Origin of the sequence: Burkholderia sp. LMG 13014, assembly GCF_905232215.1 — a bacterium.
GTDB lineage: Bacteria > Pseudomonadota > Gammaproteobacteria > Burkholderiales > Burkholderiaceae > Burkholderia.
Map to the genome: position 1 here is coordinate 1 of NZ_CAJNKE010000272.1, position 7,727 is coordinate 7,727.

The 7,727-nt window shown below is 66.1% G+C and carries 8 protein-coding genes and 1 pseudogene; 7 read left to right on the forward strand and 2 right to left on the reverse strand.

Features of this window, described 5'->3' with window-relative positions:
- From JYJ84_RS22780 to ubiA, 7 genes are all read left to right on the forward strand, one after another.
- Positions 1–631 (forward strand): helicase-related protein (locus JYJ84_RS22780; protein WP_275890740.1); only part of this gene is annotated, 631 nt, incomplete at its 5' end.
- Between the two features lie 125 nt (positions 632–756).
- The gene (locus tag JYJ84_RS22785) at positions 757–1,716 is read left to right on the forward strand and encodes a hydrogen peroxide-inducible genes activator (protein WP_122944516.1); all 960 of its coding nucleotides are present in this window, start codon (positions 757–759) and stop codon (positions 1,714–1,716) included.
- Between the two features lie 394 nt (positions 1,717–2,110).
- A complete protein-coding gene (locus tag JYJ84_RS38280) occupies positions 2,111–2,239 on the forward strand; it encodes a hypothetical protein (protein ID WP_264173192.1) in 129 nt (42 codons plus the stop codon).
- 120 nt (positions 2,240–2,359) lie between these two features.
- Positions 2,360–4,546: a catalase/peroxidase HPI gene (gene katG, locus JYJ84_RS22790; RefSeq protein WP_175222364.1), complete on the forward strand. Its 2,187-nt coding sequence runs from the start codon at positions 2,360–2,362 to the stop codon at positions 4,544–4,546.
- Between the two features lie 109 nt (positions 4,547–4,655).
- Entirely contained in the window at positions 4,656–4,808 is a 153-nt protein-coding gene (locus JYJ84_RS22795) for a hypothetical protein (protein ID WP_164462530.1), read from the forward strand.
- Between the two features lie 134 nt (positions 4,809–4,942).
- On the forward strand, positions 4,943–5,431 hold the full coding sequence (locus JYJ84_RS22800) for a Dps family protein (protein WP_122944518.1): 489 nt from the start codon (positions 4,943–4,945) through the stop codon (positions 5,429–5,431).
- A gap of 274 nt (positions 5,432–5,705) precedes the next feature.
- Positions 5,706–6,569 (forward strand): 4-hydroxybenzoate octaprenyltransferase, encoded by an 864-nt coding sequence (gene ubiA, locus JYJ84_RS22805; RefSeq protein ID WP_175222363.1) that lies wholly within the window; start codon positions 5,706–5,708, stop codon positions 6,567–6,569.
- Between the two features lie 158 nt (positions 6,570–6,727).
- On the opposite strand, the gene proC is transcribed toward ubiA, so the two are convergent.
- Positions 6,728–7,540 (reverse strand): pyrroline-5-carboxylate reductase, encoded by an 813-nt coding sequence (gene proC / locus JYJ84_RS22810; protein WP_175222362.1) that lies wholly within the window; start codon positions 7,538–7,540, stop codon positions 6,728–6,730.
- Between the two features lie 51 nt (positions 7,541–7,591).
- Positions 7,592–7,727, reverse strand: a pseudogene (locus JYJ84_RS22815) (YggS family pyridoxal phosphate-dependent enzyme); the annotation flags it as partial.

Consider the following 7,727-nt stretch of genomic DNA (forward strand, 5'->3'; position numbering starts at 1 on the left):
CCAGGTCTACTGGGTGTGCCCGTTGATCGAGGAGAGCGAGACGCTGCAGCTGCAGACGGCCGTCGAGACTTACGAGACGCTGGCCACCACGCTCCCGGAGCTGAAGGTCGGGCTCGTGCACGGCCGGCTGTCGCCGGCCGACAAGGCGGCCGTGATGGAAGCGTTCACGCGCAACGACGTGCAACTGCTCGTTGCGACGACCGTGATCGAGGTTGGCGTCGACGTGCCGAACGCGTCGCTGATGGTGATCGAGCACGCGGAGCGCTTCGGCCTCGCGCAGTTGCACCAGTTGCGCGGCCGGGTCGGGCGCGGCACCGCGGCGTCGGTGTGCGTGCTGCTGTACACGGGGCCGCTGTCACTCACGGGCCGCGAGCGGCTGAAGACGATGCGCGAGACGACCGACGGCTTCGAGATCGCACGGCGCGACCTCGAGATCCGCGGCCCCGGCGAATTCCTCGGCGCACGTCAGTCGGGCGCGGCGATGCTGCGCTTTGCGAACCTCGAGACCGACGGCTGGCTGATCGATCCGGCCCGCGAAGCCGCGACGCGGCTGATTGCCGCGTATCCCGAGATCGTCACGCAGCATCTCGCACGCTGGCTCGGCGCGCGCGAGCAGTATCTGAAGGCCTGATCCGCGGGTCGGGGCCGGATTTAAAACCGCCGTTTGAAGCATTCCGATGCAGAGAAACTTGGCGAACCGGTGTCACAGGGTGTATAAATTAAACCTATCGCATGTATATCCCTGATTGACCCACAATGACGCTGACTGAATTGAAATACATCGTCGCGGTCGCGCGCGAACGGCATTTCGGCCGCGCGGCCGAAGCATGCTTCGTGAGCCAGCCGACGCTGTCGGTGGCGATCAAGAAGCTCGAAGACGAGCTCAACGTGCAGATTTTCGAACGCGGTGCGAGCGAAGTGAGCGTGACGCCGATCGGCGACCAGATCGTCACGCAGGCACAGCGCGTGCTCGAGCAGACCTTCGCGATCAAGGAGATCGCGAAGCAGGGCAAGGATCCGCTGGTCGGTCCGTTCCGCCTGGGCGTGATCTACACGATCGGGCCGTACCTGCTGCCGACGCTCGTCAAGCAGATGATCCAGCGCGTCCCGCAGATGCCGCTGATGCTGCAGGAAAACTACACGCTGAAGCTGCTCGAACTGCTGAAGCAGGGCGAGATCGACGCCGCGATCATGGCGCTGCCGTTTCCGGAAACCGGCCTGATGGTGCGCCCGTTGTACGACGAACCGTTCGTCGTTGCGCTGCCCGCCGGCCATCCGTGGGAGAAGCGCGAGGAAATCGACGCCGAGGATCTGAAGCAGGAAACCATGCTGCTGCTCGGCAACGGCCACTGCTTCCGCGATCACGTGCTCGGCGTGTGCCCGGAGCTGATGCGCTTCTCGCAGACGGCCGACGGTATCCAGAAGACCTTCGAGGGCTCGTCGCTGGAAACGATCCGCCACATGGTCGCGAGCGGCGTCGGCATCACCGTGCTGCCGCGGATGTCGGTCGCCGAGGTCGGCCCGCGCGCGAACGGCCCCGATGCCGAACTGCTGTCGTACGTGCCGTTCAACGAGCCGGTGCCCGACCGCCGCGTGGTGCTCGTATGGCGCAAGAGCTTCACGCGGATGCCCGCGATCGACGCGATCAGCGACGCAATTTCCGCGTGCGACCTGCCGGGCGTCGCGAAGCTCGACATGCCGGCGACGATGAACTGAGCACGCTGCAGCATGCACATGTGGCAGCACGATGAACGGGGTCTTGCGACCCCGTTTATTTTTCTCTATCACATAGATAAAAGTTATCAAATTCAATAATTCGATAGATGTGAATAGAATCCTCTACATGGATCGGCGTGATGTCGACGACTGATCCGCCCGTCGAATGCAAGCGTCGAAGGAGGGTGTCATGATGCAATCGGTATTGCAGCGCGCGCAGCGGAACATCCCGTCGCGCGACGCGGTCGTACATCGCGCCAGGGCGGCGGTTCGCAGCCTGCGTCCGATTGCGTTCGCGTACCTGGCGGACCGTGTGTATGGTGGTTGAACGCCGCCGCGCGCCGGTTCAGTGTTCCCCCGCGTCACCCGCCGTCAAGCCATGAGGGAGCATCGCATGTCCGAAAGCTGGAATACCGCCCGCAGCGCCGGCACGACGCCTGCCGGCAGCCGGTTCCCCGAGCGACCCGCCTGCGGTGCATCGCAGCGGGAGCGCGCGCCACAGGCCACGTACGACATCCCGTAGTACGACAGGAGGACCAACCTGTTCCGTTTCCCATCCCCGCAATGACACTCCGCCAACCGCGCCCGGCATGCTGCCGGAGCGAACGGGTGGAGTCATATGAGCAAGCCAAGGAGAAATCGCATGTCGAACGAAACGAAGTGCCCGTTCAACCACACCGCTGGTGGCGGCACGACGAACAAGGACTGGTGGCCGAATCAGCTTAACCTGAACATCCTGCACCGGCATTCGGCACTGTCCGATCCGATGGACAAGGATTTCGACTACGCCGAAGCGTTCAAGACGCTGGACCTTGCGGCGGTGAAGAAGGACCTGCACGCGCTGATGACGGCGTCGCAGGATTGGTGGCCGGCCGACTTCGGCCACTATGGCGGCCTGTTCATCCGCATGGCCTGGCACAGCGCCGGCACGTACCGCACGGCCGACGGCCGCGGCGGCGCGGGTGGCGGTCAGCAGCGCTTCGCGCCGCTCAACAGCTGGCCGGACAACGTGAGTCTCGACAAGGCGCGCCGGCTGCTGTGGCCGATCAAGCAGAAGTACGGCCGCAACATCTCGTGGGCCGACCTGCTGATCCTGACCGGCAACGTCGCGCTCGAATCGATGGGCTTCAAGACCTTCGGCTACGCCGGCGGCCGCGTCGATACGTGGGAGCCGGACGACGTGTACTGGGGTTCGGAAAAGATCTGGCTGGAACTGAGCGGCGGCCCGAACAGCCGCTACTCGGGCAAGCGCGATCTCGAAAGCCCGCTCGCGGCGGTGCAGATGGGCCTCATCTACGTGAACCCGGAAGGCCCGGACGGCAACCCCGACCCGGTCGCGGCCGCGCATGACATCCGCGAGACGTTCGCGCGCATGGCGATGAACGACGAAGAGACGGTCGCGCTGATCGCGGGTGGCCACACGTTCGGCAAGACGCACGGCGCCGGTCCGGCCTCGAACGTCGGCGCCGAGCCGGAAGCGGCGGGCCTCGAAGAGCAGGGCCTCGGCTGGAAGAGCACGTTCGGCACGGGCAAGGGCAAGGATGCCATCACCAGCGGCCTCGAAGTCACGTGGACGTCGACGCCGACGCAGTGGAGCAACGACTTCTTCAAGCACCTGTTCAGCTACGAATGGGAGCTCACGAAGAGCCCGGCCGGCGCGCACCAGTGGGTCGCGAAGGACGCCGGCGACGTGATTCCGGATGCGTTCGATGCGTCGAAGAAGCATCGCCCGACGATGCTGACGACCGACCTGTCGCTGCGTTTCGATCCGGCCTACGAGAAGATTTCGCGCCGCTTCTACGAGAATCCGGCCGAGTTCGCCGACGCGTTCGCGCGTGCCTGGTTCAAGCTCACGCACCGCGACATGGGCCCGCGTGCCCGCTATCTGGGCCCGGACGTGCCGGCCGAGCATCTGCTGTGGCAGGACCCGATTCCGGCCGTCGACCACAAGCTGATCGACGACGCCGACGTCGCGGCGCTGAAGGCGAAGGTGCTCGCATCGGGCCTGTCGGTGTCGCAGCTCGTGTCGACCGCATGGGCGTCGGCTGCGACGTTCCGCGGTTCGGACAAGCGCGGCGGTGCAAACGGTGCGCGTATTCGCCTGGCGCCGCAGAAGGACTGGGAAGTGAACCGTCCGGCCGAACTCGCGAAGGTGCTGGCGACGCTCGAAGGCGTGCAGAAGGCGTTCAACGACGCGCAGACGGGCGGCAAGAAGGTGTCGCTCGCCGACCTGATCGTGCTGGCCGGTGCGGCCGGCGTCGAGCAGGCCGCGAAGAACGCGGGCGTCGCGGTGACGGTGCCGTTCGCACCGGGCCGTGCGGATGCGTCGCAGGAAGAGACCGACATCGAAGCGATGGCCGTGCTCGAGCCGGTTGCAGATGGCTTCCGCAACTTCCTGAAGCACGCGTACCAGACGCCGGCCGAGGCGCTGCTGGTCGACAAGGCGCAACTGCTGACGCTGACCGCGCCCGAGATGACGGCACTCGTCGGTGGCCTGCGCGTGCTGGGTGCGAATGCCGGCGATGCGAAGCACGGCGTGTTCACCGACCGTCCGGAAGCGCTGACGAACGACTTCTTCGTGAACCTGCTCGACATGGGCACGGAATGGAAGCCGGTGTCGGCAGCGAACGACGTGTTCGAAGGGCGCGATCGTGCGACGGGCAAGGTCAAGTGGACCGGCTCGCGCGTCGACCTGATCTTCGGTTCGCATGCGCAACTGCGTGCGCTGGCCGAGGTGTACGGCAGCGAGGATGCGAAGGAGAAGTTCGCACGTGATTTCGTCGCGGCCTGGAACAAGGTGATGAACCTCGACCGCTTCGATCTCGCGTGAGTGTCGCCGTGCAGTAGTTCGGTGATGCAGTAGTGCAGTAACGGAAAACGGCCGGTCGTCCGACCGGCCGTTTTTTCAGACCCTGGGTTTTGTTGAAGGAGTGACGATCATGACGCAAATGATGCAGAACATGCGCGCCGCACTGGCGCCGAAGGTGCGGGCGCCGGCCGAGATCGCGCGATACGTCGTCGGATCCGCGATCGTCATCGGCGGCGCGGCCGAGCTGGTGTCGCAGGCGCTGCACGCGATCGCGGCTGCCTGAGCACGGTGTTTTACGCGCCACGCGCAGTGGCGAGCCGTGCGTGCGGGTAGTGCGGTATCGGTAGTGCGGTATCAATAGACAGGTAGCCCGATTCGCTTTTATTGCTCTGCTTCATTGAATAAGGAGTCCAGAACATGTCCGGGAAAACTTACGCTGCGCAGATCAACATCGGCATCAGCGACAAGGACCGCAAGAAGATCGCGGAAGGCCTGTCGCGCCTGCTCGCCGATACGTTCACGCTGTACCTGAAGACCCACAATTTCCACTGGAACGTCACGGGCCCGATGTTCAACACGCTGCACCTGATGTTCGAGGCGCAGTACAACGAACTGTGGCTCGCGGTCGATTCGGTTGCCGAACGCATTCGCACGCTCGGCGTCGTCGCGCCGGGCACCTTCGGCGATTTCGCGAAACTGTCGTCGGTGCCGGAAGCGAACGGCGTGCCGGTGGCCGAAGACATGATCCGCCAGCTCGTCGAGGGGCATGAGGCCGTCGTACGCACCGCGCGCGCGATCTTCCCGCTTGCCGATGCGGCGAGCGACGAGCCGACCGCCGACCTGCTGACGCAGCGCCTGCAGATTCATGAAAAAACCGCGTGGATGCTGCGGTCGCTGCTCGCGTAGGCGTGCAACGCGCGGCAAGCTGGCTGAAGTCCGCGCACGCTGCTCCGGCCCTGATTGATCTGTACGCATCGGGCCGAGCGCAGGGCGGTGCGCCTGACGGATCCGCGCGTGTGCCGGCTCTGTCCCTTGATTGATGCGCTTTGCGGCTCGGCCATGTGCAGCGGGCACGGGCAGCGAGCTGGTGTCTCGCCGCTACCGCCCGCCGGCCGCGCCGACATGACGCAAAGCACCGCTCGGCTCTAAAATGCCGGGGTTATCTTCCCGGTGCTTCGCCATGCTTGCCCGCTTTCCCCTGTATCTGCGGCTCGTCCGGATGGACAAGCCGATCGGCAGCCTGCTGCTGCTGTGGCCGACGCTCAACGCGCTGTGGATCGCGTCCGACGGCCATCCGCGCTGGCTGCTGCTCGTGATCTTCTCGCTCGGCACGCTGCTGATGCGCTCGGCCGGCTGCGCGATGAACGACTACGCCGACCGCGATTTCGACCGCCACGTGAAGCGCACGGCCGACCGGCCGCTGACGTCGGGCAAGATCCGCGCGTGGGAAGCCATCGCGATCGCGGTCGGGCTCGCATTCATCTCGTTCCTGCTGATCCTGCCGCTCAACACGCTGACCAAGCAGCTGTCCGTCGTCGCGCTGTTCGTCGCGGGCTCGTATCCGTTCATGAAGCGCTTCTTCGCGATTCCGCAGGCGTATCTCGGCATCGCGTTCGGCTTCGGCATTCCGATGGCGTTCGCGGCCGTGCAGGACACGGTGCCGACGATCGCGTGGGTGATGCTGGCCGCGAACATTTTCTGGTCGGTCGCGTACGACACCGAATACGCGATGGTCGATCGCGACGACGACATCAAGATCGGGATCCGTACGTCCGCGCTGACGTTCGGCCGCTTCGACGTCGCGGCCGTCATGCTGTGCTACGCGGTGACGCTCGGCATCTACGTGTGGATCGGCGTGACGCTCGGCTTCGGCCTCGCGTACTGGGCCGGCTGGGCGGCGGCGGTCGGCTGCGCGCTGTATCACTACACGCTGATCAAGGGCCGTGAGCGGATGCCGTGCTTCGCCGCGTTCCGGCACAACAACTGGCTCGGCGGCGTGCTGTTCGCGGGCATTGCCGCGCATTACCTGCTGGCAGGGAGCTGAGTTTCGCGATCCGTTCGCCGCGGGCCGGAGGTTGTACGGAGCGCGGTACCAACAAAAAAGCGGCCCAGGCCGCTTTTTTGTTGTTCGTGCAATGTAACGGGGGCGGGGCGCCCGGCCCGTGCAGCGCAGTGAGCACCGGGCCGGTACCACCGGCGCGCTTACGCGCGACCGAGCTCGTCGCCCATTTCCTTCGCGCGCGCCTCGGCCGCAAGCGCGCCGCGCACGATCGCATCCTTCACGCCCTGCGCGTCGAACGACGCGAGCGCGGCGGCCGTCGTGCCGCCTTTCGACGTGACACGTTCGCGCAGCACGCTCGCCGGCTCGCCCGATTGCGCGGCGAGTTGCGCGGCACCCGTGAACGTCGCGACCGCGAGTGCGCGGCCCTGTTCGTCGTTCATGCCGAGCTGGCGCGCGGCTTCCTGCAGCGCTTCGATGAAATAGAACACGTAGGCCGGGCCGCTGCCCGAGATCGCGGTGACGGCGTCGAGCTTCGACTCGTCGTCGAACCACACGATCTCGCCGACCGCGCCGAGCACGTTCGACGCGAGTTCGCGGCCCGCCGCCTCGACGCCCGGCAGCGCGGCGAGGCCCGTCACGCCCATGCCGACGAGCGCGGGCGTGTTCGGCATCGTGCGCACGATGCGGTCGTAGCCGCCGAGCCAGCGCGCGAGATCGGTGCCGCGGATGCCGGCCGCGATGCTGATCACGAGCTGCGACTTCAGGTGCGGTGCGAGCGCCTGCGCGACGTCCTTCAGCACCTGCGGCTTCACCGCGAGCACGACCGCGTCGTAGTCGGCGAGCGTCGCGTCGACGGCCGCGCCGGTGCGCACGCCGAACTGCTGGGCGGCGCGCGCGCGCACCTCTTCGTTGACGTCGATGGCATACAGGCCGTCAGCGGCGACGCCGCGCTTGATCAGGCCGCCGATCAGGGCCGCGGCCATGTTGCCGCCGCCGATGAATGCGATTTTCATGATGTCCGATTGAGCGAGTGAGTGAACGGTAGGGCGTAAAGGGGGCGGCGTTCAGTGCGAGTAATCGCGCGCGCCGAAGATCGCGGTGCCGACGCGCACGATCGTCGCGCCTTCGAGCACGGCCGCATCGAGATCGGCGGACATGCCCATCGACAGCGTGTCGAGCGGCAGGCCGCCGGCGCGCAAC